This window comes from Haloferax gibbonsii ATCC 33959, from assembly GCF_000336775.1.
GTDB lineage: Archaea > Halobacteriota > Halobacteria > Halobacteriales > Haloferacaceae > Haloferax > Haloferax gibbonsii.
On record NZ_AOLJ01000024.1, the window covers coordinates 218010 to 244321 of the forward strand.

30 protein-coding genes, 1 tRNA gene and 1 pseudogene are annotated in these 26312 nt (G+C 66.8%); 15 read left to right on the plus strand and 17 right to left on the minus strand.

Annotation, left to right across the window (positions count from 1 at the left end):
- Positions 1-8: 8 nt before the first annotated feature.
- Positions 9-1316: an ABC transporter substrate-binding protein gene (locus tag C454_RS16445; RefSeq protein WP_004977387.1), complete on the minus strand. Its 1308-nt coding sequence runs from the start codon at positions 1314-1316 to the stop codon at positions 9-11.
- 180 nt (positions 1317-1496) lie between these two features.
- Here C454_RS16445 and C454_RS16450 point away from each other — a divergent pair, with 180 nt between their 5' ends.
- Positions 1497-2336, plus strand: coding sequence for a proline dehydrogenase family protein (locus C454_RS16450; protein WP_004977389.1), 840 nt, complete (start codon positions 1497-1499; stop codon positions 2334-2336).
- 30 nt (positions 2337-2366) lie between these two features.
- Here the strand turns inward: C454_RS16450 and C454_RS16455 are convergent, their stop codons facing one another.
- The gene (locus tag C454_RS16455; RefSeq protein ID WP_004977390.1) at positions 2367-3086 is read right to left on the minus strand and encodes a helix-turn-helix domain-containing protein; all 720 of its coding nucleotides are present in this window, start codon (positions 3084-3086) and stop codon (positions 2367-2369) included.
- A 132-nt stretch (positions 3087-3218) separates the two neighbouring features.
- Here C454_RS16455 and C454_RS16460 point away from each other — a divergent pair, with 132 nt between their 5' ends.
- Positions 3219-4745, plus strand: a complete 1527-nt coding sequence (locus tag C454_RS16460) for an aldehyde dehydrogenase family protein (protein ID WP_004977392.1) — start codon at positions 3219-3221, stop codon at positions 4743-4745.
- Between the two features lie 53 nt (positions 4746-4798).
- On the opposite strand, the gene C454_RS16465 is transcribed toward C454_RS16460, so the two are convergent.
- From C454_RS16465 to C454_RS16480, 4 genes are all read right to left on the minus strand, one after another.
- The gene (locus C454_RS16465) at positions 4799-5116 is read right to left on the minus strand and encodes a DUF7526 family protein (RefSeq protein WP_049905233.1); all 318 of its coding nucleotides are present in this window, start codon (positions 5114-5116) and stop codon (positions 4799-4801) included.
- A 427-nt stretch (positions 5117-5543) separates the two neighbouring features.
- Positions 5544-5975: an SRPBCC family protein gene (locus C454_RS16470; RefSeq protein ID WP_004977395.1), complete on the minus strand. Its 432-nt coding sequence runs from the start codon at positions 5973-5975 to the stop codon at positions 5544-5546.
- 43 nt (positions 5976-6018) lie between these two features.
- On the minus strand, positions 6019-6243 hold the full coding sequence (locus C454_RS16475) for a DUF7123 family protein (protein WP_004043755.1): 225 nt from the start codon (positions 6241-6243) through the stop codon (positions 6019-6021).
- Positions 6244-6304: 61 nt separating this feature from the next.
- Positions 6305-6487 (minus strand): DUF7525 family protein, encoded by a 183-nt coding sequence (locus C454_RS16480; protein ID WP_004043756.1) that lies wholly within the window; start codon positions 6485-6487, stop codon positions 6305-6307.
- Positions 6488-6641: 154 nt separating this feature from the next.
- Here C454_RS16480 and C454_RS16485 point away from each other — a divergent pair, with 154 nt between their 5' ends.
- The gene (locus C454_RS16485; RefSeq protein ID WP_004977398.1) at positions 6642-7820 is read left to right on the plus strand and encodes an LEA type 2 family protein; all 1179 of its coding nucleotides are present in this window, start codon (positions 6642-6644) and stop codon (positions 7818-7820) included.
- 183 nt (positions 7821-8003) lie between these two features.
- Positions 8004-8447, plus strand: a complete 444-nt coding sequence (locus C454_RS16490) for a DUF7528 family protein (protein ID WP_004977401.1) — start codon at positions 8004-8006, stop codon at positions 8445-8447.
- A gap of 34 nt (positions 8448-8481) precedes the next feature.
- Here the strand turns inward: C454_RS16490 and C454_RS16495 are convergent, their stop codons facing one another.
- Positions 8482-9513 (minus strand): phosphate signaling complex PhoU family protein, encoded by a 1032-nt coding sequence (locus C454_RS16495; protein WP_004977402.1) that lies wholly within the window; start codon positions 9511-9513, stop codon positions 8482-8484.
- Between the two features lie 318 nt (positions 9514-9831).
- Between C454_RS16495 and C454_RS16500 the strand changes: the two genes are divergently transcribed.
- On the plus strand, positions 9832-10206 hold the full coding sequence (locus tag C454_RS16500; protein ID WP_004977403.1) for a carboxymuconolactone decarboxylase family protein: 375 nt from the start codon (positions 9832-9834) through the stop codon (positions 10204-10206).
- Between the two features lie 78 nt (positions 10207-10284).
- On the opposite strand, the gene C454_RS16505 is transcribed toward C454_RS16500, so the two are convergent.
- The 6 genes from C454_RS16505 to C454_RS16530 form a co-directional block, all read right to left on the minus strand.
- Entirely contained in the window at positions 10285-11349 is a 1065-nt protein-coding gene (locus C454_RS16505) for an ATP-NAD kinase family protein (protein WP_004977404.1), read from the minus strand.
- A 306-nt stretch (positions 11350-11655) separates the two neighbouring features.
- Complete coding sequence (locus C454_RS16510) at positions 11656-12348, minus strand: competence/damage-inducible protein A (protein WP_004977406.1); 693 nt, start codon at positions 12346-12348, stop codon at positions 11656-11658.
- Positions 12349-12435: 87 nt separating this feature from the next.
- Positions 12436-13191, minus strand: coding sequence for a DUF5803 family protein (locus C454_RS16515; protein WP_004977407.1), 756 nt, complete (start codon positions 13189-13191; stop codon positions 12436-12438).
- 4 nt (positions 13192-13195) lie between these two features.
- Positions 13196-13873 (minus strand): DUF2110 family protein, encoded by a 678-nt coding sequence (locus C454_RS16520; RefSeq protein ID WP_004977408.1) that lies wholly within the window; start codon positions 13871-13873, stop codon positions 13196-13198.
- The gene (locus C454_RS16525; RefSeq protein ID WP_004977409.1) at positions 13874-14404 is read right to left on the minus strand and encodes a transcription factor TFIIE subunit alpha; all 531 of its coding nucleotides are present in this window, start codon (positions 14402-14404) and stop codon (positions 13874-13876) included.
- 85 nt (positions 14405-14489) lie between these two features.
- The gene (locus C454_RS16530; RefSeq protein WP_004970839.1) at positions 14490-15032 is read right to left on the minus strand and encodes a tRNA (cytidine(56)-2'-O)-methyltransferase; all 543 of its coding nucleotides are present in this window, start codon (positions 15030-15032) and stop codon (positions 14490-14492) included.
- Between the two features lie 152 nt (positions 15033-15184).
- Between C454_RS16530 and C454_RS16535 the strand changes: the two genes are divergently transcribed.
- The 4 genes from C454_RS16535 (at position 15185) to C454_RS16550 (ending at position 18456) form a co-directional block, all read left to right on the plus strand.
- Positions 15185-16084, plus strand: coding sequence for an SDR family oxidoreductase (locus C454_RS16535; RefSeq protein ID WP_004977410.1), 900 nt, complete (start codon positions 15185-15187; stop codon positions 16082-16084).
- Between the two features lie 74 nt (positions 16085-16158).
- The gene (locus C454_RS16540; RefSeq protein ID WP_004977411.1) at positions 16159-17106 is read left to right on the plus strand and encodes an NAD-dependent epimerase/dehydratase family protein; all 948 of its coding nucleotides are present in this window, start codon (positions 16159-16161) and stop codon (positions 17104-17106) included.
- A gap of 105 nt (positions 17107-17211) precedes the next feature.
- Positions 17212-17958, plus strand: coding sequence for a DUF2797 domain-containing protein (locus C454_RS16545; RefSeq protein ID WP_004977412.1), 747 nt, complete (start codon positions 17212-17214; stop codon positions 17956-17958).
- Between the two features lie 60 nt (positions 17959-18018).
- Entirely contained in the window at positions 18019-18456 is a 438-nt protein-coding gene (locus C454_RS16550) for a hypothetical protein (RefSeq protein WP_004977413.1), read from the plus strand.
- Positions 18457-18485: 29 nt separating this feature from the next.
- Here C454_RS16550 and C454_RS16555 read toward each other — a convergent pair whose 3' ends face one another.
- Together C454_RS16555 and C454_RS16560 are read right to left on the minus strand one after the other, a co-directional pair.
- Positions 18486-19592 carry a glycosyltransferase family 4 protein gene (locus tag C454_RS16555; RefSeq protein ID WP_004977414.1) on the minus strand — a complete coding sequence of 369 codons (1107 nt, stop codon included), beginning with the start codon at positions 19590-19592 and terminating at the stop codon, positions 18486-18488.
- Positions 19593-19718: 126 nt separating this feature from the next.
- Positions 19719-20780, minus strand: a complete 1062-nt coding sequence (locus C454_RS16560; protein ID WP_004977415.1) for a glycosyltransferase family 4 protein — start codon at positions 20778-20780, stop codon at positions 19719-19721.
- A 95-nt stretch (positions 20781-20875) separates the two neighbouring features.
- On the opposite strand from C454_RS16560, the gene C454_RS16565 reads away from it, so the two are divergent.
- The 3 genes from C454_RS16565 (at position 20876) to C454_RS16575 (ending at position 22416) form a co-directional block, all read left to right on the plus strand.
- Positions 20876-21151 (plus strand): ribonuclease P protein component 4, encoded by a 276-nt coding sequence (locus C454_RS16565; RefSeq protein WP_004977416.1) that lies wholly within the window; start codon positions 20876-20878, stop codon positions 21149-21151.
- A 111-nt stretch (positions 21152-21262) separates the two neighbouring features.
- Positions 21263-21511 carry a YhbY family RNA-binding protein gene (locus C454_RS16570; protein WP_004977417.1) on the plus strand — a complete coding sequence of 83 codons (249 nt, stop codon included), beginning with the start codon at positions 21263-21265 and terminating at the stop codon, positions 21509-21511.
- Entirely contained in the window at positions 21508-22416 is a 909-nt protein-coding gene (locus C454_RS16575; RefSeq protein WP_004977418.1) for a mechanosensitive ion channel family protein, read from the plus strand. Before C454_RS16570 ends, C454_RS16575 begins: the two co-directional genes overlap by 4 nt.
- A gap of 77 nt (positions 22417-22493) precedes the next feature.
- Here C454_RS16575 and C454_RS16580 read toward each other — a convergent pair whose 3' ends face one another.
- Entirely contained in the window at positions 22494-23306 is an 813-nt protein-coding gene (locus tag C454_RS16580) for an HD domain-containing protein (protein WP_004977419.1), read from the minus strand.
- Between the two features lie 80 nt (positions 23307-23386).
- Complete coding sequence (locus C454_RS16585; RefSeq protein ID WP_004977420.1) at positions 23387-23887, minus strand: redoxin domain-containing protein; 501 nt, start codon at positions 23885-23887, stop codon at positions 23387-23389.
- A 260-nt stretch (positions 23888-24147) separates the two neighbouring features.
- On the opposite strand from C454_RS16585, the gene C454_RS16590 reads away from it, so the two are divergent.
- The 3 genes and pseudogenes from C454_RS16590 to C454_RS16600 all read left to right on the plus strand — a co-directional run.
- Positions 24148-24423: a Sec-independent protein translocase subunit TatA/TatB gene (locus C454_RS16590; RefSeq protein ID WP_004977421.1), complete on the plus strand. Its 276-nt coding sequence runs from the start codon at positions 24148-24150 to the stop codon at positions 24421-24423.
- 78 nt (positions 24424-24501) lie between these two features.
- A tRNA-Arg gene (locus tag C454_RS16595) sits at positions 24502-24574 on the plus strand.
- Between the two features lie 610 nt (positions 24575-25184).
- Positions 25185-26312, plus strand: a pseudogene (locus tag C454_RS16600) (secretion system protein E); the annotation flags it as partial.

Sequence of the window (26312 nt, forward strand, 5' to 3'; positions counted from 1 at the left end):
GTGCATGGTTAGCTCGTGATGTAGTCGCCGAAGACGTACTCGTGGTCCTGGACGCTGTAAATCTGGTAGTAGCCCGGCGGGTCGCCGTTCTCGTCGAGGTCGACCGGACCGCTGACGCCCTGATAGTTGATGTCGCTCGGTGAGCCGCCGTCGCGCAGGACGGCCGCGGCCTCCTCGAAGTTGAAGACCTCCTCGCCCTCGGGGCGGGTCACGTCGCGGACGACCGACGAAAGCGCCTCGCCGGAGAACTCGTCGGCCGCCTCGATGGCGAGCGCCGCCACCGTGACGGCGTCGTAGGCGTAGGCCGACCAGACTGTCGGCGTCGCGTCGTAGTTCTCTTCGAACGCGGAGACGAAGTTCTGGTAGTTCTCCTGGTCCTGCGGGGCGCTCTCGGTGATACCCTTCATCCCGTCCATGCTGCCCGGGGCCGTGTTCTCGATGATGGAGTCGGCGACGGTTGACTCCGCGCCGTAGTAGTCGACGGTCGTGTTGTAGCCCTGGTCGAACCCCTCGTTGACCATGACGGTGTACTCGTTGGCGTAGGTGATGAAAATCCACGCCGAGGCGTCCGTCGAGGCCATCTCGGTGAGGATGCCGCTGTACGACGACTGACCCTGGTCGTGGGGCTCGTTGTAGGCGACGGTACCGCCGAGTTCGGACTCGAACGTCTCGGCGAACACGTCCGACAGCCCCGTCCCGTAGTCGTTGTTGATCCACGTGACGGCGACGGTGTCGTGGCCGTCGTCGCTGACGAGGCTGGCGAGCGCCTGCCCCTTCGCCGCCCCCGAGGGACTCATGCGGAGCAGCTCCGGCCGCGACGTGAGTTCGGGGCTCGTGCTGTTCTGGCTGATCTGGACGACGCCGGCGTCGTTGGTGACGCTGTCGTGGATGGCGATGGAGACGCCCGAGCCGACGGAGCCGATGAGGAGCGGCACGCCGTCTTGGTTGACGAGCTTCTGCGCGCCGTTGACCCCGCCCTGATTCGTACTCTCGTCGTCCTCGACGGAGATTCTCAGCGACCCACCCTCGGAGCCGATGCCGACATCGTTGATGGCGGCGAGCGCGAGTTCGCGACCGCGAGTGTTGCGCTCGCCGTAGGGCGCGAGCGACCCGGTGAGCGAATCGACCATGCCGATGGTGTACGACTCGCCGCTGCCACCGCTTTCCTCGGTCGTCGTGGTCTCCTCGCCGCCGCCACCGCCACTCTCCTCAGTCGTCGTGGCCGTGGTCGTGTCTTCGTCTTCGCCTTCGAGACAACCGGCGGTCGCCCCGACAAGTGAGAGTCCCGACAGCTTCAGCAGCGTTCTGCGGTCCATGTCGTGTGGTGACATAACAAGCTATGCTCCCCAATTATCGTAAATATACCTGTAACCGTCCATGGTCGGTGCGGCGAAACCCGCCGGACGAAACGAGTATCCGCGTTTTATTTCACCAATATTTTTCAGAATTATTTGGTAGGGTCTCTCTTTAGGGTACGTGTCTCACAATAGCCGGCCATGATACCCCCCATCGCGAACAACTTCGTGGCGGGTGAGACGGCCGACGGGGCGGTCTCGCACGTCGAGTCCCTGAACCGCGACGGCATCGCGGGGATACTGAACCTGCTCGGCGAGCACTACACCGACCGGGCCAACGCCGACGCCGACGCCGACGCGTACGTCGACCTCGTCCGCCAACTCGGCGCGACGAACCTCGACGGCTGTGTCTCGGTGAAGCCCTCGCAAATCGGCCTCGACATCGGCGACCGCGCCTTCCGGGAGAACCTCGACCGCATCGTCGACGCCGCGGACGCCGAGGGCGTGTTCGTCTGGGTCGACATGGAGGACCACGAGACGACCGACGTGACCCTCGACGCCGTCGACGACCTTGGCCACCGGACGGGCGGGAACGTGGGCGTCTGCGTGCAGGCGAACCTCAAGCGCACGCGCGACGACCTCGAACGCCTCGCGGAGGTGCCCGGGAAGGTCCGTCTCGTCAAAGGCGCGTACAACGAGCCCGCGTCCATCGCGTACAAGGAGAAGTCGAAGGTGGACGAGGTGTACGAAGAACTCCTCGAGTACATGTTCACCGAGTTCGACGACGGCGTCGCGGTCGGCAGTCACGACCCGCACATGATCGCGCACGCCCGCCACCTCCACGAGCGGTACGGGACGCCCTACGAGGTACAGATGCTCATGGGCGTGCGCGAGGACGGCCAGCGCGACCTCGCGGACGCCGACATCGAGATGTGGCAGTACGTTCCCTACGGGGACAAGTGGTTCTCTTACTTCTACCGGCGCGTCCGCGAGCGGAAGTCGAACGCGCTGTTCGCGCTCCGCGCCGTCGCCGGCATCTGAGTCGGAACGGGGACCTCGGCTCGCCTCGCGCTACTGCGGGTCGAGCAGTTTCGATTCCGCCTTTCGGAGGTGTTCGAGCAGCGTCGTCTTCGAGATGTCCATCTCGGCGGCGAGTTCGCGGGTGGAAACCTCGCGGGGCCAGCGGTAGTAGCCTTCCTCGCGCGCGAGTTCGAACGCCTGCCGCTGACTCCGGGTGAGCGTGTCGAGCCGCCGACTGCGCTCCGGTTCCGCGCCCTCGGACGTGGAGATGGAGGCGACGCGAATCTCGGCTCCGGTCTCGTCCATGACGGTCTCGATACGCGGCTGTATCTCCTCTCGCGCGCCCGCGAACCAGACCTCCCACCGCTCTCGGCCGTTTTCTATCTGCGTGGGGGCGCTGTGGACGAAGCCCTGCTTGAGCAACTGCGGACACATCATGTCGCTCGGGTCGTACTCCAAGAAGAACTCGCGGGCGACCGGGCCGGGCGCGACGTGCTTTCCGCGGGAGTCGAACCGCTCTTGCAGTTCCAACACTTCGCCGGTGAGGTCCGAGTCGGCGATGACGTCGAGGAGCGTTTCGACCTCGTCGAGCGACTCGCCGTAGGCGGTGAACAGCCCGTTCGACCGCTCGACGCCCGCGGTTGGGGCGTCGTAGATGGCGTGTGCGAGGATGCCGCCGTCGTACTCGCTCGTCGATTCTATCGCCCAGCAGTTCGGATGCCACAGGTCGAGCGTGAGGCGCGTGCCTTCACCTGACGTGCGCTCGCTCATACACCGGGTAATACGCCGCTACGTAAGATGTTGTCTGTGGTCGCTCGGGGGCGGACCGACGCGTCGACTCGGGCGCGTCCCTTCCATGGGAGGGTCCGGGGTTATTAATCCTAGTTGTGACTCTAGAGTCATATGCCGCAGGACGAATATCGACACTATATCGACGGCGAGTGGACGGACGGAACCGGCGACGAGACGTTCGAAAGCACGAACCCCGCGACGGGCGAGTCGCTGGGGACGTTCCGACGAGGGACGCCCGAGGACGTCGACGCCGCGGCGGCCGCGGCCGACGAGGCGTACGAGGAGTGGCGCGAACTCTCGCACATCGACCGCGCGGAGTACCTCTGGGACATCTACCACGAACTGCGCGACCGCACCGAAGAACTCGCGGAGGTCGTCACCAAAGAGTGCGGGAAGGAGATTTCCGAGGGCCGCGCCGACGTCATCGAGGCGTACCACATGGTCGAGTGGGCCGCGGGCGACGCCCGCCACCCCAAGGGCGACGTGATTCCCTCCGAGATTCCCGCGAAGGACGCCTACATGCGCCGCAAGCCCCGCGGCGTCGTCGGCTGTATCACCCCGTGGAACTTCCCCGTCGCCATCCCCTTCTGGCACATGGCCGTCGCGCTCGTCGAGGGCAACACCGTCGTCTGGAAGCCCGCCGAGCAGACGCCGTGGTGCGGTCAGATTATCGCCGAGATGTTCGAGGACGCCGGCATCCCCGACGGCGTGTTCAACATGGTGCAGGGCTTCGGCGACGCCGGCGCGACCATCGTCGACGACGAGCGCGTCGACTCCGTGCTGTTCACGGGCTCCGCCGAGGTCGGCCACGAGGTCGCGAGCAAGGTGGCCCAACAGCCCGGCAAACTCGCCGCGTGTGAGATGGGCGGCAAGAACAACATCGTCATCACGGAGAAGGCGGACCTCGACATCGCGGTCCACTCCGCGACGATGTCGTCGTTCAAGACCACCGGCCAGCGCTGTGTCTCCTCCGAGCGCATCGTCGTCCACGAGGACGTGTACGACGAGTTCAAGGAGCGCTTCGTCGAGAACGCCAAGAGCGTCTCCGTCGGCGACCCGCTCCGCGAGGACACCTTCATGGGCCCCCTCATCGAGGAGGGCCACAAGGAGAAGGTCACGAAGTACAACGAACTCGCGGAGAAGGAGGGCGTGAACGTCCTCGTCGACCGCACCGAACTCGACGCCGACGAGATTCCCGAGGGCCACGACGACGGCCACTGGGTCGGACCGTTCGTCTACGAGGCGGACCCCCACGACGACCTCCGTTGCACCCACGAGGAGGTCTTCGGCCCCCACGTCGCCCTGCTCAAGTACTCCGGCGACATCGAGGACGCCGTCGAGATTCAGAACGACACCGACTACGGTCTCGCCGGTGCCGTCATCTCCGAGGACTACCGCCAGATCAACTACTTCCGCGACCACGCCGAGGTCGGCCTCGCCTACGGGAACCTCCCGTGTATCGGCGCGGAGGTCCACCTCCCGTTCGGCGGCGTGAAGAAGTCCGGAAACGGCTACCCCTCGGCCCGCGAAATCATCGAGGCCGTCACCGAGCGCACCGCGTGGACGCTCAACAACTCCAAGGAGATTCGCATGGCGCAGGGCCTCTCCGCGGACATCAAGACCAAAGAAGACGAGTAAGGTCGGTCACCCGCCGCGGCCCCGCATCTGTCCCACGTTTTCGTTCCGTCGTTTCACCCGTCGTCCGCAGACTCTTCCTCTCCGCGAGCGGCCGCCGTAACGTAGACGCCGGGCATCTCCGTCTCCTCGACGGTCAGCGTCACCTCCTCGTCCTCCTCGGCCGGGCGATCGGTCACGACGGTCACCGCTTCGATGGGGTCGCGGCGGACGAACGCCCAGACGAGGTCGAGTATCGAGGGGTGACCGCCCTTCCGGATGACGAGCACGTGGCGCGAGTCGGCCAGCGCCCGGAGTTCCGGCGACAGGTCCTCTTCGTCGAGTTCGTCCGGCGGGATGGCGTGCAGCACGTCGCCTCGAATCGTCTCGGTCATGGTGTCTCCACGGCCCCCGGCGGAAAGAAGCGTGCGCTCCGAGACGCGGCCGGTATCGGCGACCGACGGCGCCGTGGCTCGGAGCGAAGCGGTCGTCAAAAGGCGGAGGCGAATTCGCCTCCCACCGAATCTCGTGTCACCAGTTGGCGAAGTGAGACGAGGGGAGTGCCCCCACCGGGCTTGGGGGCGTGAAACGACGTGGCCACGTCGTTTCGGATGCCGCAACGGACCCCGAAACGTTGCGGCGGGTGCGGCGGATGTGGAGTCGCCGACGACTGGCGAGAAAAGCGCCTATTGCGTCGGCGACTTTCGCTTAGGAGCCGCGATGTATAAACCCACCGCAACAGGGTTTCCCACGCCCCGTGAGCGCACGGTTCCCGCGGTCCGTCGCTCCGGACTCACCGTGAATGAGCGGTCGTCTCCGGCCTCAGGCGGTCGCTTCGAACTCGCGCCGGAGCGCCGATTCGAGGTTGTCGAGTTCGCGGTCGAGGTTGCGCTCGAAGAACGCCTCGACACCCGGCAGCCGGCCGTCGACGATGAACTCGTTGACGAGGCGGCTGCCGCCGTCGTGCTCTTCGATAGTGTGTTCGCCCGTCACTCGCATCACCCGCGACTTGCCGACGAACTTGACGTGCGTCGGCTCGTCGACTTCGATGTCTTCGGTCTCGACGGTCACCGTCGAGCGGATGAGCGGAATCGGCAGTTCGAGGTACCACGTCGCGTGGCGGCCGTCGTCGGCCACGTCGAAGCGGTCGACGACGCTGATAGCCCCCGCTCGCTTGGCCGGGTCGGCGATAAACTCCCAGACGCGCGCGCCGGGAGCGTCGAACTCGAAGGTTCGTTTCACGCGGACGGTCATGGGATACCATCACACCTCCACAGTAAAAAGCCGTGGAATCGCCTCAGCTTCGGGTGACGCGCCACGTCGTCGAGCGGGCGCGTCCCCACTTCTCGATTTCGACGTCCTCGGACTTCTCGGCCAGCCGCGGCAGACGGGACCCGACCTGCTTCGCGGTGAGACCGATGGCTTCGGCGATGTTCTTCGCCCGGAAGTAGCCCTCTCCACGGCTGACGCTGTCGCGGAGGTAGGCGAGAATGCGTTGTTCCTCGTCGGTGTACTCAGTCATCCTCGGGCCGTCTAGGGAATGGGCGTTATTAACGGTTACCCGTGTTCCTCAACGTTGATAGCTACTGGAACAGATGCGCACCGCAGACTGCCAGCGAGGCCGCGATAATCGCGACCATGAATCCGAGCGCCTTCGTCAACTGGTCCGGTCCGGCGACCATCAGCCCTGCGCCGACGAGCGTGAGCACGCCGAACAACGCCGCAAAGCCGATGGACTTGTCGGATTGCACCGTCTTGGTTTCCATGTTTCCGACCTTCGCGGGTGCGCACTTAGTTCATTCGACACCGCCTGTCGTGGGGCGGCGTGACGGGGGCGCGAGGCGTGCGGTGCGGTCCCACGGACCGACCCCGCGCTCGGCCGTTCGACATATGTACCACTAGTCTCGTGTGTCCACAACGATGGGACTGACATCCGCGCTGTTCGGCGGAAAACTCCGTATCGCACTCGTCGCGCTGGTGCTCGTCGCGGCCGGCGTCGGCGGGGCGTACGCGACCGGCGTCATCGGCGCGCCGAGCGTCGACCGGGTCGACAACCGGTTCGCCGGGGTCAACCAGACGGCGACGGTCATCGAGACCGACCTGTACGTCTCGAACCCCAACCCGCTGTCCGCGAACCTCTCGGGCCTCGAAGTCGACTACGGCGTCGAGATGAACGGGATTCGGATGGCGACGGGCGAGAAGGAAGGCGTCTCTATCGGGCGGGGGACCTCGGCGGTCCCGCTCCGGACGACCCTCGAAAACGAGCGCATCCCCGAGTGGTGGGTCTCGCACATCCAGAACGGCGAGCACACGGACCTCGTCGTGGACGCCAACGTCTCCTCGGAGACGCTGGGACAGACCTTCCAGGCGCCCGAGATAACCCGGAGCATCGACACCGACCTGCTGTCGGCGTTCAACTCCACGGAGACCCGCGAGATAGACGCGGACTCGCCGGTCGTCTCGGACCCCGTGTTGTACGTCAACGAGACGAGCGCCGAGTGGGGCGAGTCCACGGGCGAGCGCACGGCGCTCGAACTCACGTTCGTCGTCCACAACCCCAAGCCGTACCCGATTGCGGTCTCCGAACTCGGCTACGACATCTCCATGAACGACGTGGACGTGGGCGAGGGGACGACGAACTCCGAGTACGTCATCTCCCCGAAGTCGACGGAGACCATCGAGGCGACGACCTACATCCAAAACGACAAACTCGACGAGTGGTGGGTCTCGCACCTCGAACGCGACCAGACGACCGACCTGCGCATCGACTTCTACGCGAACCTCGACGCCGGCGGCACGACCCTCCGCGTCCCACTCGACCCGCTGACCTACGAGAAGACGTTCGAGACGGACATCTTCGGGAACAAGGCGGCGTCGGCGGGGAACGAGACGGCGACTGAGACGACGACCACGGCGACCGAGACGACCACGGAAACCGCGACCACCTCGACCGCGACTACAACTGAGACTTCGACAGACACCGCGACTGCGACGACAACGACGACAACGACGACAACCGAGACGACAACGACCACGTCGGACGACGAGACCACCACGTCGGACGGCGGGACCACCACGACGGACGACGGCCTCCTGTAGCGGCCGCGTTCCGCCCCGCGGCGGCGGGGAGTCGAACCGTCGTGCGACCGTCCCGATTCGCCGAGAAATCTTCGGTGATTCCTGACTCAGCCGACAACCCTTTACCGTCGGACGAGATATTCGATGATATGACACGGAGTACCCACGCTCCTGATCGAGTTCTTCTCCCGTAATGAGAACCCTGTGTCCGTCGAGAGCGACGACGAAACCATCGTCGTCTCCTTTGGCGACCAGTCCTGTGAACTGTCCCGAGACGCCGCCGCCGACCTGCAGGAGGCTATCGGCTCGGCGCTGACCGAGAAACGAGAGTTCTTCCGCACGGCCGGCGAGTACCGTCGGGACGGCAGCTACGTCGTCTCCCGCCGCGGCGCGGACTCCACCGGCAACGCGAAGGTGTTCACCAGCTTCGACGAACTGCGTCGGCTGTACGACCGCCTGCCCGAGCGCTTTACCGCCGAGGACATCGGCCGAACCGGCATCACGGGGTCGCGGCGCCACATGATACTCCGGCACTTCGGCGAGCATCCGGCGTTCGACTGCCGCATCGCCAGTCGCAACCCGCTGACGGGCGAAAAAGAGTCGTCCGAGACCGAGAACAACGAGGCGATGGAAGTCATCGCCGACTGAGCGCGACGGCGCGCCGCCCGCGGTCTTTCGTTCCTCAGTCTATCGTGACGTGGTCCGACTCCTCGTTGAGCGCGAGGTTCGACGCGATTTCGGCGTTCCGCATCGCGTACTGCGCGGTCTGCTGGAGGCTCACGAGCACCTCGCGAATCTGGAGGAGCTTCTGGTTTTCCATCTCCGGGAGGTCGTTGAGGATGTCGCGCTCGCGGTCGCTTATCTCGCGGAACAGCTCTCGGCACTCGATGGTGAGGTCGTAGTCGCGCTCGACGACGGCCCGAACCGCGGTCGTCGTAATCTCGTCGACGTGGTCGGTGAACTCGCGGATGCGCCGCATCGTCGACTGGTCGACGTCGATGGTGTGCCCCTCGGCGTCCATGACGATGTTGGCGATGTCCTCGGCGTTGTCGGCGGTCAGTTCGAGGTTCTTCGCCACCGAGCGGTAGCCGATGAGCGGGAAGCCGGAGTCGAGGCCGACCGCCCGCGCGAGGTTGGGGTTCTGGTAGGACGTGAAGATGAGCCGGAGCAGGAGGACGAAAATCTTGTTCGCCTGCCGCTCGCGGTTGAGCGCCCGCTGGGCGAGGTCGGGGTTGCCGTGGGCGAGCGCCTTGATGGCCTCGCCGCGCATCGTGCTCCCCGTGTTTTCGAGGCGCTCGAGCAGATTGTCGAGGGTGAAGTCCTCCGCGTCGACCGAGCAGCGAATCGCGATTCGCTCGGGCGTCTCCTCGATGACGCCGAGGCCCATGAGCTGGGTCTCGGCCTTGTAGACGGCGTTGATGTGGTCCGAATCGAGCGCGCCCTCGCTTTTCTCGATGTGGATGACGCGCCGTCCGAGGACGTACTGCGCCACGATGGCGCGTTCGAGCGCCTCCGCGTTCAGACTGTCAGCGCGAATCGTCGCCTTCGAGTCCTCCGTGTTGACCGACTCGGGAAGCACGGTCAGCGTTCCCTTGCCGCTCGTCCGAATCGTCACCTCGTCGCCCTTCTCGACGTTGTGTTCCTTGGCCCACTCCGCTGGAAGCGTCATCGCCAGCGTGGAGGGACCGAGACGCTGGACTTTCCGGGTTTCCATGTCAGTCAGAACCCATCCAATGACCTTAAATCTCACTATATTACACCCTCCATGAATAATGCCTTGTGGTTCTCATTGGAGATGGTTCCAAATATTAAATCATTCACGTCGAGCGTCCGGGACGGGGGGAGAGAACCGTCCCGTAGACCGGCGTATTAACGGCGCATTTCTCCGGAACGTCGTCGATACGGACAGATTATGACTGTCCAGACGGTTCATAACTTTACTGCTCCGACACCTCGTAATAAGTACCTCCCTAGCGACAGGACTGCGGAGGTAACGGGGAGCAAGATGCTATCGAAAGCCACACGACAAGAGATGGAGGGAATGCTCGGTCAAGTCCCGGGTTGGATGGAGAGCTTGGCCGAACCGGCGAGTGAGCACAGTTGGGGGCTCTTCCGCGACCTCAACCTCGGGAAAGACACCGAACTATCCGGGCGAGAGAAAGCACTCATCGGGGTCGGCGTCGCGGCCGCGACCAACTGTCCGTACTGTACCTACTTCCACAAAGAAGAGGCACGGTTGGACGGCGTCACAGACGAAGAACTCCGGGAGGCCGTCAACCTCGCCGCCGACACGAAGTACTTCTCGACGGTTCTCCACGGGAACGAGACCGACCTCGACGATTTCAAGACCGAAACGGACGAAATCGTCCAGTACATCACGGAACAACAGGCACCGGCTGACGACTGACGAGACGGTCGACGGGAGCGGCCTCTCGCTCGATTTTTCTGTTGGCGCGACGAGTCGACCGCGACTGACGTGCGCCGCTCACTCGATTTTCATCATCCGCCGCTCGACCCGGCCCACGCGGACTTTCGTCCACCCGCGGAGGTCGGCGTCGAGGTCCGGGTCGTCGGTGTCGACCCGGAGGACCGGAATCGCGTCGAGTTTCGACCGCGAGGCGACGACCGACACGTCGCAGCGGCGAATCACGTCGGGGGAGAGTTGGGGGTTGCCGCGGCCGAAGACGAACCCCTGTCCGCCGATGGGCGTGACGACGATGACGTTCTCCTCGCCGAGACTCGCCAGAATTTCGGCCTCGGTCGCGTCGCGGGCGAGCACCTCGCCGTCGCGGTAGACGTCGACGCCGAGCGGCGACCCGTCGATTCCCAACTCGGCTTTCACCGCGCCGACGGTGCTTCCGGGTCCGAGGACGTAGGTGACGCCCTCGGTCGCACGGATGTCGTCGGCGACGCCCGCGGCGAGCGCCTCGACGGTCCCGCCGCCGGTCTGTTTCGACGACTGGAGGTCTTCGGCGACGGGGACGTGCGCGACCGCCCGAAGCTCCGGCCTGACCTCGCCGGCGCGGTAGTCGTCCTCGTCGATGTCCATGACCTCGCGGGCCTCGGTCCGCTCGAACGAGGTGACGACGTGGGCGGCGTCCTCCGGCGAGACGGCGAAAACGGAGGAGTAGACCTTCACGCCCGCGGGGACGCCGAGCATCGGGACGTCGGTCCCGTCGAGCGCCTCGGCCACGTCCGCCGCGGTGCCGTCGCCGCCGACGAACAACACGAGGTCCGCGTCGGCGTCGACGAACGCCTCGACGGCGGCGACGGTGTCGGCCGCGCTCGTCTCGTCGCCGGACGGACCGCCGAGCACGTCGGGGTCGAACCCGGCGTCTCGTGCGGCCGACGCGCCCATCTCCCCGCCCCACGCGAGCAGTTCCGCCTCGGGGTCGGCCTCGAAGAGCCGCGAGAGCGCCCGTCGCGCCCGCTCAGGCGACCGCGGCTCCGCGCCGCGCGCTCTGGCCTCCTCGACTTTCCCGTCGGTTCCCTTCAGGCCGACCCGGCCGCCCATCCCCGCGACGGGGTTGACGACGACACCGATTCGCATGACTGAACGAACCCGCGCCCGGGGGAAAAGCGACGCGGTAGCCGGCGGTCGAACCGCCCGCCGCGAGCGGCGGTGCCGCGGGCAGCGCGCGTCGACCACGGCGGCGACGTTCAGCCCGCGCCGACCGTCGCCGGAACCTCACCGTTTAACAAGGGGACCGAGCAATTGTCATCCATGATTCCGTTAGAATCCGCCGGACAGGTGCTGCCGACCTCGGAGACGGCCGCGACCGTGCTTCTCGTGGGTATCCTCATGACCGCCGGGTGGCTCTGGTACCTCCAGCGCTGACCCGTCGGCCGACCGACCCTATTCTTCGTACGACTCGACTCGCGCTTCGAGCCACGCGGCCGCCGATTCGACGGTCCCCTCGTCGGCCCCGGCGAGTTTGATTCTGACGTGGTCGCCGGGGTAGCTCCCGACGGTCACGTCGAACTCCGATTGGACGGCCTCGAACCGCTCGATGAGCGAGCTTTCGGGCTCCGACGTGTGGACGAACCGGACGTGAGTCCGCTCGCCCGCGAACTCGTCGGCGACGCGGGCGAACATGGCTTTCATCTCGCCGGGGACGCCGGGGAGCACGTACACCGAGCCGACGACCGCGCCGGGCGCGACGCCCTCGTCGTTCGGGAGCATCCGCGACCCCGCGGGAAGGTCGGTCGTCCCCTCCACGAGGTCCGCCGCGGAGTAGCCGCCGTTCGTCTCCAGCCACTCCTCGGCGTCGGGGTTCCGCTCCAGAGAGCGACCGAACGCGGCCGCGACGGCCTCCATCGTCACGTCGTCGTGGGTCGGCCCGAGCCCGCCGGTGACGACGACGGCGTCGTACTCGGCGTGGTATTCGTTTACCACGCGGGCGATGTCGGCGACGCGGTCGGGGACCGTCGTCACGCGCTCGACGGAGACGCCCCGCTCTGTCAGTTCCGTGCACAACCACGCGGCGTTCGTGTTGACGGTGTCGCCGGCGAGGAGTTCGTCCCCGACGGTGACCACGGCGACTTGCATATCCCGAGGTAGCGGGCTGCGAGGCAAAAAAGCGTTCACACCGGCGACCCGAATCGGCCGACCGACGCCGCGTCTATCGGGCGTCCGTCAGCGGTCGTCGTCTTCGACGTCCAAGCCGAGTTCCTGTCGGCGGTCGCGGAGCGCCTGAATCTGCCGGCGGTAGTAGAGTATCCCCGCGCCGCCGACGAGCACCGAGACGGCGGCGACCGCCGCGAAGATGCCGAGGTCGCGCTGGAGGTAGAACTGCACGACGACGTTCCCGTCGGTCACCTCGGGCCACCGGATGTGGAGCCGGTCGTCGACGACTTCAGTCTCGTAGCCCGACGGCCGGACCGACCCGAATATCGGGAAGTCGACGCGGCGGTCGGCGGGCAGGACGACCTCGTAGCTCCCCTCGACGAAGACGGGAAGCGAGAACCGCTTCGGCGAGGACGACGAACTGAAGGCGATTTTGCCGGCGCTCCCGGCGTCCGCGGGGAGCGTGACGTTCGTGATGCGGTCGTTCTGGGTCACGTCGCCGCCGCGGGCCTTCAGTTCGGTCCCGTTGATGACGGTCCCGTTCTCGTAGCGGTAGCGGACCGCCTCGACCGGAAGCGGCGTCCGACTGCCGAAGCCGTCGAACCGGTAGAGCTCGACGAACGAGTCGTTCATCTCGTAGACCGCGCGGAATCGGCCGTTGTCCTGGACGGTGATGTGCGCGTCCGTCTCGGCGGTCCACGCGTACTCGCCGTCGGGCGCGGCGTCGAGTCGGTCGTTCGAGACGCTGGAGGTGCCGCCGAGACAGCCGGCGGTCACGAGGAGGAGGGCGAGCGCGGCGATACCGACGAGGAGTCGCCTGTTCATCGTCTTACTGGCCGATGACGCACTTCAGTTCGGCCGGCAGGTACGAGCCGATGCTGGCGAGGAGGCCCGGCGGGTCGGTCTCGTCCCGGCAGACGATGCTCTGTTCGAGGAGGCCGAGGCGCTCGACGGTCACGATGTCCTTCGCGTGACCAGCGCGGTTGACCGTCGCGCGGACCTCGCCGCGGGTCGCGCTGTTGACGTTGACGCGACCGCTGCCGCGGGTCCAGTCGTAGAGGCGGTCGACCTGCTCGTCGGCCAGCCGCGAGGGCTCGTCGTCGCCGCCGTAGACGAACGTCAGCGGCATGTGCTGGACGAGGCCGAAGCGGTCGCGAATCTGGGTCGCGGAGCCGCGGCCGAGGCCGAGTTCCTCGGTCGGGATGCGCACCTCGATGCCGGCGTCGAGGACGAAGCCGTCGTCGTCCCAGTGTTCGAGCGTGCCGACGTAGGTCTCACCGGCCGAGAGGTGCGGCGTGACTTCGCCCCACTCCTCGCGGAGGACGTTGCGCGCGACCGTCTCGTCGTCGCCGGAGACCGTCACGGAGATGAAATCGTCGTCGCGGACGCCGATGTCGTACTCCACGTCGAGGTCGCCGATGTCGTTGGCGACGAGCGAGGTGAGGCTGTCGAGCGCGCGGTCGCGGGCGTCGCCGTCGATGTAGCACTTCGTTGCGAGAACGACCATTCAGTTCGTCCCCGTCACTTCGACGTTGAGCTCGTCTCGAAGCTCTTCGATGCGTCGTTCCATCGCGTCGACGAGGTCGTCGTTGTCCATCGGTTCGAGGGGCGCGCCGGTCTCGGGGCACTGGAAGCCGAGCTCCATCGCCTCGGAGAACTCGAAGCGGATGCCGGCGGGCTCCGAGAGGTAGAACTCGTGGTCCCGCTCGTAGTCGAGTCGCTCCTCGAGCGCCTCGAGGAGGCGGTACATCTCCTCTTCGAGGTTCTCGGGGATGTTTTCGTAGTGGAACGTCCAGAGGTAGGTGAGCCAGCCGGAATCCTCGTCGCGGACGCGACGATACGACGCGAGGTCGTTCTCGTAGAGGATAAAGAGCGCACGACGCACGTCGTTGAGCTCGAGCCGCAGTTCCTCGGCGAGTTCCTCGTCGGTGACCTCGCCGTCCGGGGGTGCCGCCGCGACCGGCATCCCAGTGGGCCCAACCAACTCGTGGAGGTACTTCTGGATAACAGGGTCGTTCAGTAACTCCTCAAAAGCCATTGTGCGAAATGGCGTCAGGAACGCCATTAAGTCTTATTACTCCCGGGCAGCGGAGAACCGCCGGCGGGCGCGCCGACGCGTCCGATTACTCCTCGTCGGCCGGGACGACTTTCTTGCCCGTCGCCATCGGGACGACCCGGTTTTCGGCGTCTTCCCACTCGCGGTCGAGCTCGCGCCCGTCGAACAGGCGGTCGAGGAACACCGCGAGGCCGGCGACCTCCGAGTGCGGCTGGTTCGTGACGCCGACGTTCCAGTCCGCCCCCTCGTACACCTCGAAGGGGACCTTCTCCCCGCCGACGACGACGAGAAGCGGTTCTTCGGCGTGCGCCTCGCGGATGTCGGCCTCCACGTCCTGAACGCGCTCGCCGTACATCGTGAGGTGGACGACCTTGCCCTCCCAGTTGCGGATGACGCCGTTGAGCGCCTCGGTGAGTTCGACCTCGAAGGGGCCGCCGAACCGGCCCGTGATGTCCTCGACGGTCTCCATCGAGTGGCCGGCGTTGTCCGGGAGGATGACCCGGTCAGCGCCGAGCGCGCGGGCCGTCAGGCCGACGTGCGTCGTCATCCGGTCGTCGCGCCCCGGCCGGTGTCCGTACCGGAGGACGGCGACCTCGGGTTCGTTGTGCATGTCTCTCCGAAGACGGCGGGGGAAAGTGGCGCTTTCGGAACGCGGGCGGCGGCGCGGCGGTCCCTCGCTCGTTCGTCTGTTCGTCCGCCCGTCCGTTCGTCCGCCCGTCCCAGCGGTCGAGGTTTATCTGCGCGCCCGCCGCAGACGTATCCATGAGCCACCGCCCCGAAGTCGGCGCGGGCGTCGAGCGCGCCGACCTGTCGAACCGAACCGTGCTCGTGACCGGCGCGACCTCCGGCGTCGGCCGCGAGACCGCGCTCGCCCTCGGTCGTCTCGGTGCGACCGTCTTCGTCCATGGCCGCGACCGGGACGCGGGCCGGACCGTCGCCGCGGCCGTGGAGAACGCCGGCGGCGACGCGGTCTTCTTTCGCGCCGACCTCGCCGAACGGGACACCGTGCGCCGCCTCGCCGAGGCGGTTCGCGACCGGACCGACCGCGTGGACGTGCTCGTCAACAACGCCGGCGCGCACTTCTCGACGGGCGAACTGACCGCCGACGGCGCGGAGAAGACGTTCGCCGTCAACCACCTCGCGCCGTTCGTCCTCACGCACGGGCTCCGCGACCTGCTTCCCGACGACGGCCGCGTCGTCACCGTCTCCTCGGAGGTCCACCGCCGGTTCGAGGGCCCGCTCGACGCGACGAGCCTCGACGACTACGACGGCCTCGACGCCTACGCCCGGTCGAAACTGGCGAACGTCCTCTTCACCGTCGGGCTCGCCGACAGGCTCGACGGCCCGACCGCGAACTGCTGTCACCCCGGCTTCGTCCCGTCGAGCGGCCTGTGGCGCGACGCCTCGCTCCCCGTCCGCGCCGGGGTCGGCCTGCTCTCCCGACTCCCGCGCCGACTCGTCGGCGGCTTCGCGGATACGCCGGCGACGGCCGCCGACACGCCCGTCTACCTCGCCGCGTCGCCGGCCGTCGCGGGAGTGACCGGGTCGTACTTCTCCGACTGCGCGCCGGCCGAGCCGTCGGCCGCGGCGACCGACCCCAAGCACGTCCGGGAGCTGTGGCGGCTGAGCGAGGACCTGACCGGAATCTCGTGGCCCCGGTAGCGCGGGCCGTCACCGACGCCCGGCCGCGGCCCGGAGGGGAAACGGACTTATCACTCGGTCGAATCATCTGAGCCATGTCGCTGGAACTCTCCGACAAGCGCGTCCTCGTGACCGGGGGCGCGGGACTCGTCGGCTCTCACCTCGCCGCGCGCCTCTCCGAGGACAACCACGTGGTCGTCGCCGACGACCTCTCGAAGGGGGACCGCGAGCAGGTCCCCGACGGCGTCGAGTTCGTACAGGCCGACATGACCGACCCCGACGACGTCGCCGAGGCCGTCACCGAGGACCTCGACATCGTCTTCCACTTCGCGGCCTACACGGACACGAACTACGGCAACCCCCGTCAGCTGTTCGAGGAGAACACCGAGATGACCTACAACATCCTCGAACGGATGCAGGAGGTCGGCGTGTCGAACATCTCCTTTACCTCCTCGTCGACGATTTACGGCGAGGCCCCGCGGCCGACGCCCGAGGACTACGCGCCGCTCGAACCAATCAGCATCTACGGCTCCTCCAAGCTCGCCGACGAGGGCCTCTTGTCGACGTTCGCCCACTCCTACGACGTCACGGTCTACATGTACCGCTTCGCCAACATCGTCGGCCCGAACCAGCGCGGCAACGTCATCCCCGACTTCATCGAGAAGCTCCTCGAAGACCCCGAGACGCTCGAAATCCTCGGCGACGGCCGACAGGAGAAGTCCTACCTCCACGTCGAGGACTGCATCGACGCGATGTGCCACATCGTCGAGCACGCCGAGCGCGACTACAACGTCTACAACCTCGGCACGCGGACGACCACCTCCGTGACGACCATCGCCAACATCGTCGCCGACGTGCTGGACCTCGACCCCGAGTTCGAGTACACCGGCGGCGACCGCGGCTGGACCGGCGACGTGCCGAAGATGCGCCTCTCCATCGAGAAGCTCTCCGCGCTCGGCTGGGAGCCCGACGGGTCGAGCGACGAGGCCGTCCGCCGCGCGGCCGAGGAACTCGCCGAAGAGCTCCGCGCCGAGTACGAATAACGCCGACCGATACCCGCGGCCGACACCGCGGGGCGACGCCCGGCGGGCCCCGCAGTTCGCCCCGGGAGCGAGCCACCTTTCTACCGCGACTCCCTACCCCGGAGCGTGCAGGTCGTCGGCTACGATACCGGAACTCCCGCGCTGTTCGTGAGCGAGAGCGGCGGCATCGACTCGGTCGCGCTCGACCCCGGCACCGAACTCGACTACCGCCTCGGCGAGCGCCACTGCGCGGGCACCGTCCACGACGACCGACACGTCTCCTGCGACAACGACCGCGCACCCTACTGCTCGGACCACCGCCACACGTGGGTCTGCGCGAAGTGCACGGGGACGTGTCTGAAAGACGAGATGGACTGCTACGAGGACCACGCGGTCTACCTCGCGGCGTTCGCCCCCGACACGTTCAAAGTCGGCGTCACCCGCGAGTGGCGGCTCGACACCCGCCTGCGCGAGCAGGGCGCGGACCGCGCGGCCCACGTCCGAACGTTCTCCGACGGTCGCGTCGCCCGCGAGTACGAGGCCGAACTGGCGACCGAGATTCCGGACCGCATCCGCGTCCCGACCAAAATCGAGGGGTTCGGCCGGGCGGTCGACGCCGCGGCGTGGGACGCCCTCGTCGCCGAGTTCGACCCAATCGAGACGTTCGCGTTCGACTACGGTCTCGACCTCGACGGCTCGCCGGTCGCAGAAACCGTCGCCACGGGAACGGTCCGCGGCGTGAAGGGGCGCGTGCTCGTCCTCGACCACCGCGGGACGACCTACGCGGTCGACATGCGCGACCTCGTCGGCCACGAACTCGGCGACGGCGGGACCGACCGCGACCTCCAGTCGAGCCTCGGCGCGTTCGGGTGAGCGACGTCACGATTCTCAGAGACCGTCAGCACTTTCCGGGAGGACGGCCAACTCGCTCTCATGGCTGACGACGAACCCGCAGACGAGACGCAGACGCCCGACGAGGGCGACGACGGCGAAGAAGAGAAGTCGTTCCGCGAGCGGGTCGAAGAGATTCGACAGCGCCGCGAGAAAGAGCGCGAGGAAGGCGAGCGCCCCGACCCCGAAGAGATGATGGGCGGCGGCGGCCCCGGCGGCATGGGCGGCGGCGGCAACCCGTTCGCGCAGATGATGAGCGGCATGATGGGTGGCGGCGGCCCCGGCGGTATGGGCGGCGGCGGCGGCCCCGGCGGCATGGGCGGCGGTCCCGGAAGTATGGGCGGCGGCCCGCGCGACCCCGAGCAGGGAAGCGGAAGCGACGAACAGCTCGTCCGCGAGGTCCGACAGCTCCGCGACGAGGTCCGCGACGTGAACCGCGAACTGCGCCGCATCGCCGACGCGCTCGAAGGTCGCGACTAACGCGGTTTCGCAGTCGGTCTCGCTGTTTTTTATTCCGACGCCAACCGGTCGTAGAGCGCCGCGAGTCGGTCGACAGAGCGGTCGACGCTCACCTCGTCACGGCGGTCGAGACACCGCGCGCTGAGTGCCTCGCGCTCCGCCAGCGCCCGCCGAATCCCGCGCCGGAATCCGTCTAAGTCGCCTGACTCGTAGTGGTAACCAGTCACGCCGTCGAGGACGGTGTCCTCCAGCGCGCCCTCGTTAACGCCGACGACGGGCGTCCCGCAGGCGTTGGCCTCCAGCGCGACGAGCCCCTGCGTCTCGACGGGGCTCGGGAAACAGAACACGTCGAGCGCGGAGTAGAACGCCGGCAGCTCCTCGCGGTCGAGGAAGCCGAGGAAGTGCGCGTCCACGCCGAGGTCGTCGGCGAGGGCTGACAGCTCGTCGCGGGCGGGGCCGTCGCCGCCGAAGACGAGCGTCGCGTCAAGGTCGGCCGCGGCCCGGACGAGTTCGTCGAGACGCTTCTCGTAGCCGTGGCGGCCCGTGTAACCGATGAGGGGGCCGTCGCCGAGGTCGTAGCGGCGGCGGAAGTCGTCGCCCTCGACGGGTTCGAACCGCTCCACGTCGATGCCGTTCGAGAGGACGACGATTTCGGCCTCGACGCCGACCTCGTCGACGAGGCGGCGCTCGGCGTCCTCGCTCGGGACGATGACCGCGTCGGCGCGGTCGAAGAACCATCGCTCGTACCGCTCGGCGGTGCGCTCGACGCCGCGCTCGATAGCGCCGACGGAGCTGAGGTACTCGGCGTACTCGCCGGTCGGGGTGTGGTAGGTCGCCACGAGCGGGAGGTCGCGCCGGCGGGCGAGTCGGAGGCCGGCCAGTCCGAGGCCGAACGGGGTGTGGGCGTGGACCACGTCGACGTCGTCGACGGCCCCCGGAATCCGCGGCGCGCCGATTCGAATCCCCTCGTAGAACGGGAACGGGAGGCTTCGGACGCCGTACTCGCCGGGCTCGGGGTCGTAGTCGTCGTCCGCCGGGAACACCACGTCCATGCGACCGCCGCGGCGGTGCCACCGCTCGCGCCACGTCTGAATCGTGTAGGTGACGCCGTTGACGGTCGGTAGGTACGTGTCGGTGAACGCGGCGACCGACTGCATGGCCGTTCGTGCGACCCCGACGGGATAAACCGTTGTGACTTCCCGCTGGACTGTCGTGTGTTACCGAATCAATCGGCCGCCTCCCGGGGGTCGGCCAACGAGACTCGCCGGTCGGGGGGCGGCCACTCAGCCTTCGAGTCGCCCGGACAGCGCGTCCTCGTACGTCTCGACGAGCCTGTCGCCGACGCGGTCGAGGCTGTGTTCGGCGGCCGTCTCGCGGGCGTTCTCGCCGAGTCGCCGCCGGAGGTCGGGGTCGCGGGCGAGCAGGTCGAGCGCCCGGCGGAACTCCGCGTCGGTCGAACACTTCAGGCAGTCGTGGCCGTGGGTGTAGAACTCCTCGAACACCGGGATGTCGCGGAGGACGACCGCCTTCCCGCAGGCCATCGCTTCGAGGACGGCGATGCCCTGATTCTCGTTTTTCGTCGCGAAGAGGTAGACGTCGCCCGCGCCGAACGCGCCGCGGATGTCGTCTATCCACCCGGTGAACGTGACGTTCTCCGGGGCGTTTTCGACCCAGTATCGAACTTTCTTCGAGGCGTGCGGGCCGGTGTCGTAGGGGCCGAACCACGCGAAGTCGTAGTCGGTCTCCTGGGCGAGCGTGCAGAACGTCGTGAGGCCCTTGCGCTCGAAGACGTTGCCGACGGTGAAGACGGTCATGCCGTCGAGGTCGTACCTCTCTCGGTACTCGTCGCGGAGGTCCTCGAAGCCGTCGAGCGCCTCGGTGTCGACGCCGTTCGAAATCGGTCGAATCGGCGCGTCGACCGGGTAGGATTCGAGCGTTCGCTTCGTGTACTCGGAGGGACAGAGCACCACGTCGGCCTGCGAGTAGAACCACTTGAGGTACTTCCCGAGGGCGGGGGCGACCGCGGTCGACCCGCGGAAGCTCTCGGCGAAGTCCTCGCGGGTGACGTGCGAGTGGAGCACGAGCGGGATGTCGTTCCGTTTGGCGTGTCCGGCCACGGCGAGCGACCCGGGGCCGATGAGGTTGCAGTGGGCCACGTCGTAGTCGCGGACGACCCCGTCGCCCCGCAGGAGGCCCGCGGCACCCGCGGCGGCCGACTCGGGCCACGGGGAGGTGACGACCTCCACGTCGGTCGTGGCGAGGGCCGCCCGCTGCTGGTCGGTGGCGGTGCCGATGCCGCTGCGTTCGAGTTGCGAGGCGAACTCGAGGTAGTTCAGGACGCGCACAGTCGCCGTTTTTCCGGGTGGGGTATCACAGTACCGGCTTCGGCTCCGCGTCGCGGTTCGGAACGTCTTTGTCCGGGCCGCTCGCCCGAACGTGTATGAACATCGCGGAGGAGCGCATCGACCGACTCCACGACCTCGCCCGCGAGGCGGCGAGCGACCGCGACCACGAGCGCGCCCGCGAGTACGTCCGCCTCGCCCGCCGGGTCGCAGAGCGGAACCGCTGCGGCCTCCCGAAGGCGTTCCGCCGGTTCACCTGCGACGACTGCGACGCCTACCTCCGTCCCGGCGTCAACGCCCGCGTCCGGACCCGCGCCGGCGGCCGGGTCGTCGTCAGATGCGACTGCGGGGCGACGAAACGCTATCCGTACTGACCGCCCGCCGGCGATTCCGGCAGTATCGACCCGTTCTCGCGTGTGTACGACAACCAAACGGCCGCCAAAGCCTTACTATTGAAGCCCTCTGGCACATAGTGGAGGCCACACATGAACACGCAGGAGCTGCGAAAGGAGGCCCACGACGTCGACGTGACCGTCTGGGTGGGTAAGAGCGGAATCGAAGCGGTGGTCGGCGAACTCAACGACCAGCTGGCCGACCGGAACCTCGTGAAAGCGAAGTTCCTCCGGGCGGCGCTCGGCGGCACGACGGTCGACGAGGCGGCGGCTGACCTCGCAGACCGGGTGAACGCCGAACTGATAGAGACGAGGGGGAAGACCGCGGTCTACCACCGATGAACGCGCTCGCACTCCCGCTCCAACTGCAGGGTGACGGCGGCGCTATCGGTCGACTCCTCACCCAGCAGAACGTCCCGTACGCCGAGACGCTCGGGACGCTCCTGGGTCTCGTTCTCGGCTTCGTCGTCGTCTACATCGTCGGCAAGGCGGTCGTGTCGTCCGCGCTCAACCGCGTCCTCGACCGGCGCGGCGCGGAGGAACACGCCAAAAAGCCCCTGATGAAAATCGCGACCCTCGTCGTGGCGTTCGTCGCCCTCGGCGCGGGGTTCGCGTTCGCCGGCCTCGGCAACATCCTGCAGTCGCTCGCCACCATCGGCGCGGCCGCGACGCTCGCTATCGGCTTCGCGATGCAGGACGTCATCGCCAACTTCGTCGCCGGCATCTTCATCTTCACCGACAAGCCGTTCCGCATCAACGACTGGATTGAATGGGACGGCAACTCCGGCGTCGTCGAAGACATCTCCTTCCGCGTGACGCGCGTTCGCACCTTCGACAACGAACTGCTCACCGTGCCGAACTCGCAGCTCACCGACGGCGTCATCAAGAACCCCGTCGCGAAGGACAAACTCCGCCTGCAGGTGCCGTTCGGCATCGGCTACGACGACGACATCCAGCAGGCGACCGACATCATCCTCGACGAGGCCGAAAACCACGAGGGAATCATGACGACGCCCGAGCCGTCGGTCAGACTGACCGAACTCGGCGACTCGTCGGTCACGCTCAAGTCGCGCATCTGGATTTCCCAGCCCAGCCGCGCCGACTTCGTGAAGACCCGCGGCGAGTACGTTACCGCCGTCAAAGAGCGGTTCGACGAGGAGGGAATCGACATCCCCTACCCGAACCGCACCCTCAGCGGCGAACTCTCGGTCGGCGGCGCGGAGCGCCTCGCGCAGTCGAACGACTGAGGAAAAACAACGCCGACCGCGGGACCGACCCGCGGCGGTCGACCGCGACCCGATTTTTCCGACTCCCGACGCGTTGCCTAGAGTTCGATGCGCTCGACGAGCCTGTCGTCGGACTTCGTGTTGACCGCGACGATGCGGACGTGGTCTTCGAGGCCGGAGCCGTCGAGTTTCGCCTTCAGGAGGTTGTCGACCTGATAGACGCCCGCGGCGTTCACCATCTCGATTTCGACGAGGACCGGCGACTCTTCGCCGGGCTTCAGGACGACGTTGTTGATGGCGCGGCTGGAGAGCGTGTTGATGCCGCGGCCGCCCTTCTCGTAGGGGATGCGCGAGCGGCCGCGTTCCATGTCGAGCGCGTCGGCGACGCGGATGACGCCGGCTTCGAGCGTGAGCGGGTCCTCCTCGCGGTGGTGACAGAGGATGGCGTGGAGGACTTCCGCTTTGATTCGGACCGCGTCGGCGAGGCCGTAGAACTCGGGGAGGAAGCGGTCGAGCACGTCCGACGCGAGCGGAATGGAGTAGTACGCGTGGTTGTCGCGGTGGACGATGTGACCGATGTCGTGCAGTTGCGCCGCGAGGGCGATGATGACCGCTTCGTCGGCCTCGTCGAGTCCCTGCTCGGCCGCGCCGTTGAACTCGCAGCCGCCGGCCTTGAGCAGGTCGTACAGCCGAAGCGCGCGGTTCAGAACGATTTCGATGTGCTTCGGGCCGTGGTCGTTGTAGCCCTTGCGCGTCACCGCGTTCACGTTCTGCGCTTCGAGGAGCGTCGTCACTTCCTCGTCGTCGAGGAGCGCGGGGAGCACCTCGTTGAGCTTCTCGTCGGGGAAGGCGTGGTCCGCCTCGGGGTCGTAGACGCGGCCGCCGTTCAGGGTGTCTTCGGTATCGCTCATGAACCGCAGGTGGTCGCACGGAGAGAAAAGAACTTGGGCTCCGAATCAGGTGCGCTAACGCGTCGCGTGGCGGGGTGCGCCTACGCGGCCTCGGTCGGTTCTTCGAGCTTCGCGGCGGCGGCCTCGACCGCGTCGTAGTCGGGTTCGACGCCGGGGTCGTCGCTGACCCACGCGTAGGTGACTTCGCCGTCTCCGTCGACGACGAACACCGCGCGCTTCGCCACGCGGTTGACGCCGAGGCTCGCGAAGTCCATCGCCACGTCGTAGGCGTCGACGAGTTCGCGGTTCGTGTCGCTGATGAGTCCGAAGTTGAGGCCGTTCTGCTCGGCGAACTCCGTCAGCGTGAACGGCGTGTCGATGCTGATGCCGTACACCGTCGCGCCGACGTCCTCGAAGTTGGCCATCTGGTCGCGGAAGGTGCACATCTCGGTGGTGCACGTGCCGGTGAAGGCCGCGGGGAAGAACGCGAGGACGATGGGCGCGTCGTCGAGGTTCTCGGAGAGCGTGAACGACTCGATGTCGCCGTCGATGTCGGTAAGCGGTGCGGTGAAGTCCGGGGCTGCGTCGCCGACTGATACCATACGGGTGGCATTCGACTCCGCACACATTATTTCACCGTCGTCGGAAATTCAGGGGACCGGTGGTGACGGACCGACCCAGTCGGCGCAGCGGAACGCCCGAGCGTGTCCGGCACCCCGGCCACAAGCTTTTCGTAGGAGCTACGCGCCGAGACGCGTCGATTCGGGCGATGCGGGAGTTCCGGTACGCCGATATTCCGTCTTTCCAGAACCCGCAGAAGGCAAAAAGCCTATAATTGCCACTAGGTAACGCAGAAATAGCGATGTTCGAGACCATCACTCCACTGTTCCCGGGACTCCCGGGCGGGCCCGAGCTGCTCGTCGTTCTGCTCATCGTCGTCCTGCTGTTCGGCGCGAACAAGATTCCGAAGCTCGCTCGGTCCTCCGGGCAGGCCATCGGCGAATTCCAGCGCGGCCGCGAGGAAATCGAGGACGAACTGCAGGATATGAAGGGCGACGACGAAGACGAAGACGACGCCACCGAGAGTTCGGCCGACTCGGTCGAAACCGAATCCGCTTCGACCAAATCGTCGAACTAACCGCAGCTCACTCTCTCTCTTCTGCCCGCGCAGGGCGAACCACGCGATTTTTGACCAGTCCTGAGAGATTGCGCCGTAGGGCGTGTGGCCTAGTGGACAGGGCGAGAGGTTCCTAACCTCTCGATCGCGGGTTCGAATCCCGTCACGCCCGTTATCGTGATGAGCGGAGCGAATCCGATAACGCAACGTGCGGGATTCGAATCGGGGAGCGAACGTCAGTGAGCGACCGGGGTTCGAATCCCGTCACGCCCGCTTCGCTCACTTCGTTCGCTCAGCGGCCGCGACGAACATCGCGAATCCTCCGGATTCGCTCAATCCCGTCACGCCCGTTCGCCACTTCGTTCGCTCAGCGGCCGTTCCTGAGTCCCACTCGCTCTGCTCGCGGGACTCCCGTCACGCCCGCTTCGCTCGTCGCGACGCTCCTCGTTGCACGGTTGCGATAGACATCGCAAACCCTCGGTTCCAATCCCGTCGCAAACGCCTCTGACTCACCGCTCTTTCGTCTCCACGGCGGAATCCCGGCCCGCAACGGCGACGGTCCGTCTCCCGTGTTGCACGACATATCAGAAAACAACTATCCCGCGGGCGTCCCTCGATTCGCCCCGGTTCACGCCGCGATAAAGCCCCGATTTAGCCGGCTGTCTGGATGCGTCGCCACGACCTTCCCTGATAAAATAGTATAAAAAGACAACTTAAACAGGACTTAAACTGTGAATTAGCTGAGAAAAAGACTTTTCCATCGGCCCGGATACCCGGTGACAATGGCAACCGACGACGCCGACGGAGGGGAGCGAAAGGCGTTAACGGGTGATGTAACGCCGCCCGTGGAGAGCGACACCGCTCCGGAGCAGGCGTCGAACGCGCGCGTCGGGTCGTACACGTGGGCAGACTTTCTCGAGGAGTACGGAAGCGACGGCGACGTGGAAGCCCTCTACGGGACCGACCCGCGGACGCGACGCGACGCGCCCGGCACGTCCCGGTGGGAGGAAGACGACGAGCGGGCGGCCTCGACGCCGACCCGGACCGACTGGGACCGCGTCGACCTCGACCCCGAAGAGTACCTCGACTGTCACCCGGTCGACGCGGCGGAGTTCATCGGCAATCGCGGCGCGCACGCGACGGACATCAACGAGCAGTTCGAGGCGTTTTGCGACCCCGAGACGACCCCCGTCGTCAAGGACGTCTGGCTGTGGGAACACTACAAGCGGGAGTACTACTACGAGGACGACGGTTCCCGCCCGCGGGATTCCGAGGGCGAAATCGTCCGCTTCGACGCCGAGGAGGCGCTCGGGTTCGACCCCGACTACATCGAGAACGCGCTCGCGCGGGCCGGCCAGCGCGCCGAGGAACTCGACGCCGTCGTCGAGGAGCGCACGGTCGACGTGGACCCCGAGTTCGACGAGGACGCGTTCTTCTCCAGCGTCGACGGCACGACCACGCTGGCGAACCGCTACGACCTCGAGAAGGCCGTCCCGATGGAGAAGAAGACGCACTTCCGCGAGGTCGAACGCTACTGGGTGAACAAGCCCTACGCGTTCGTCATCATCTTCCACTCCGTCAAGGAAAACGAGAAGAAGTACTACGTGGTCGAACCGCACCTGAACCGCATCGAAGACGACCTGACGGAGTTCCTCACGAACAAGCTTCGGACCGCCATCAAGTACGGCGACGAGAGCGTCGTCGAGGGCGGCCGCGACAACCGCGGGCGAGTCATCGAGGCCGAGACGTACGAACTGCTCTCGCGGTACGACCTCTACGACCCGCCGGCGTCGGCATCCGCGGCGGGCGAAAGCGACGACGGCTCGGCCGCTGACGGGGCGTCGTCTGCCTCTCCGGGCCTCGCGTCTCGGCTCGGACTGGGCGGCCTCCTCGGTGGCGGAGGTGGGTCG